The 2,798-nt window shown below is 70.9% G+C and carries 3 protein-coding genes; 2 read left to right on the forward strand and 1 reads right to left on the reverse strand.

The features are described 5' to 3' along the window. Positions 1-27: 27 nt before the first annotated feature. A complete protein-coding gene (gene hemB, locus C1J00_RS41575) occupies positions 28-1,026 on the forward strand; it encodes a porphobilinogen synthase (protein ID WP_102913999.1) in 999 nt (332 codons plus the stop codon). 10 nt (positions 1,027-1,036) lie between these two features. On the opposite strand, the gene C1J00_RS41580 is transcribed toward hemB, so the two are convergent. Continuing rightward, complete coding sequence (locus C1J00_RS41580) at positions 1,037-1,774, reverse strand: DUF4232 domain-containing protein (RefSeq protein WP_102914000.1); 738 nt, start codon at positions 1,772-1,774, stop codon at positions 1,037-1,039. Between the two features lie 229 nt (positions 1,775-2,003). Here C1J00_RS41580 and C1J00_RS41585 point away from each other — a divergent pair. Further along, positions 2,004-2,798 (forward strand): helix-turn-helix domain-containing protein (locus C1J00_RS41585; RefSeq protein WP_146046376.1); only part of this gene is annotated, 795 nt, incomplete at its 3' end.

Here is a 2,798-nt window from a genome sequence, read left to right on the forward strand (position 1 = left end):
GTTTGGGGCGGGCGTAGCGTAGTGGGCATGACGACGTACGGATCTTTTCCCGGTACTCGGCCGCGGCGGCTGCGGAGCAACCCCGTGATGCGTCGAATGGTCGCCGAGACCCGGCTGCACCCCGCCGATCTCATCCTTCCGGCCTTCGTGCGGGAGGGCATCGGCGAGCCCGTGCCGATCACCGCCATGCCGGGGGTCGTGCAGCACACCCGGGACAGTCTGAAGAAGGCCGCCGCGGAGGCGGTCGCGGCGGGGGTCTCCGGGATCATGCTGTTCGGCGTGCCGGAGGAGTCGAAGAAGGACGCGCTCGGCACGCCCGGGACCGACCCGGACGGGATCCTCCAGGTCGCCCTGCGGGACGTGCGGGCCGAGGTGGGGGACGACCTGCTCGTCATGTCCGATCTCTGCCTCGACGAGACCACCGATCACGGGCACTGTGGCGTGCTCGACGAGCGGGGGCGGGTCGACAACGACGCGACCCTGGAGCGGTACGCCGAGATGGCCCAGGTGCAGGCCGACGCCGGAGCCCATGTCGTCGGGCCCAGCGGGATGATGGACGGGCAGATCGGGGTCGTCCGCGACGCCCTCGACCAGATCGGGCGGGAGGACGTCGCCATCCTCGCCTACACCGTCAAGTACGCCTCGGCCTTCTACGGGCCCTTCCGTGAGGCCGTCGGCTCGTCCCTGCAGGGGGACCGGAAGACCTACCAGCAGGACCCGGCGAATGTGCGTGAGTCGCTGCGGGAGCTCGCCCTCGACCTGGAGGAGGGGGCCGACATGGTGATGGTCAAGCCGGCCGGGCCCTACCTGGACATCCTCGCCCGGGTCGCGGACGCCGTGGACGTGCCCGTCGCCGCCTATCAGATCTCCGGCGAGTACTCGATGATCGAGGCCGCCGCCGAGAAGGGCTGGATCGACCGGGACCGGGCGATCATGGAGGCGCTGACCGGCATCCGCCGGGCGGGTGCGCGCAACATCCTGACCTACTGGGCCACCGAAGTGGCCCAGAAGCTCAAGGATCAGTAGGTCTCCGGCTTCAGTAGGACAGCGCGTCGTCCATATCGCGCAGCCAGTACGTGACCGTGAGCGTGCTGTCGTAGTACACGCCCTTGGCCGGCAGGTCCGGGATCGCCGAGGGGCCGCCGTCGCTGTTCGGCGTGCGGCCCTGGAAGCCGACCGTGAGCTTGCGGGCGGTCGTGCCCCATTCCCCGCTGCCGTCGGCCGCCGACAGCGAGACGCCGGCGTAGCCGGACTCGCCGGGCGCCAGGGTCGTCACCGCCTGCGGCCTGGAGTCCTTGACCGGCTGCGGCACCCACTGCATCTCGTCGAAGCGCAGCACCGGGTAGTAGGTGAGGTCGCACGTCTTCGAGCCGGTGTTCTTCACCGTGAGCAGCATGTGGTTGAGGGGGCGGCGGACCGGCTTCGCGGTGACGGTGGTGTTGGAGCCGTTGCAGGAGACGCGGGTTGCCGTGGGGCTCTTGGCGGCCGTCTTGTCCTTCGTGGGCTGCGTGGCCTTCTGGTCCTGCGTGGCTTTCTGGTCCTGGGTGGCAGTCTGGGCCTGCGTGGCCTTCTTGTCCTTCGCCGCCTGGGTACCGGTCGTGCCGCTCGTGCCTCCGCCGCTGTTCGCGCCATCGGCGGGGTGGGTCGCCGTGACCGTCGCCGAGGCCGGCTCGGGCTGGGCGGCGCCCTCGTCCTTCGTGCCCGTGCCGTCCTGGCACGCCGTGAGGGCGAGGCCGGCCAGGAGGGCGACGGGGAGGGCGTGGTACTTGCGCATGACTGCGTTTCCTTTCGGACAAAGGCGGTTGGGGAAGCAGGCCCGGGCGGGTCGCGCTGCCGGTGGTCCGGGAGCGGCGTGCTTGGATGACCAGAGCTTGTGCGGTGGTCCGTCCCGGCCGCCAGACCCGGCGGACGACACGGGACGTTGGAACGCCCGCGCACGCTTTGACCAGGGAGGACAGTCATTCCCTGGAACGGGGGAACGGGACACGGGGCATGGAGGAACGGTGTCGGGAGGCACGGCCGCGGCTGATTTCGCCGCGCTGTTGGGGGAGTTGAAGGAGCGCTCGGGGCTGAGCTACGGCGTGCTCGCCAAGAGGCTTCACATGAGTACGTCCACGCTGCACCGGTACTGCAACGGGGATGCCGTGCCGACCGACTACGCGCCGGTGGAGCGGCTCGCCCGGCTCTGCAAGGCGTCACCGGGGGAGCTCGTCGAGCTGCACCGGCGGTGGGTGCTGGCGGATGCCGGGCGGGTGCGGAAGGGGGGCGGCTCCTCGGAGCCGGCGTCTCCAGAAGTGACCTCTTCGGAGGTGACTTCGCCGGATGGGACCGCAGTCTCGGAGGTGACTTCGCCGGAGGTGACCGTAGCTTCGGAGGTGACTTCGCCGGAGGTGACCGCTTCGGAGGTGACCTCTCCGGAGACGGCTTCTCCAGGCGCCGACGTTCTCGCGTCGGAATCCGGCTCTCCGGACGACGAAGGGGAGTCGGAAGGATCCGCGCGGCGCCGCCCCCGCCGCGCCCGCCGCGCCCTGCTCGCCGGTGTAGCCGCGGCCGTGGTCCTCTGCGGGGTCGGTCTCGCGGTCGCTGTTCCCTCGGGCGGGACGGGCGACGAGGGACGGCGCGGCACAGCGGTCTCCGGCGGTGATGGCGGCCCGGAAGGCGAGGACGCGACGGCTTCTGTGCCGCCATCGGCCGGTTCGTCCTCCGCCGGCAGCGAAGACGAGGGCGAGGGAAAGGGAAAGGACGAGGAGAAGAAGGGCCAGGGAAAGCAGGCCGCCTCCGCGCCCCCCACCTCGGCC

This window comes from Streptomyces cahuitamycinicus, assembly GCF_002891435.1.
Classification (GTDB): domain Bacteria; phylum Actinomycetota; class Actinomycetes; order Streptomycetales; family Streptomycetaceae; genus Streptomyces; species Streptomyces cahuitamycinicus.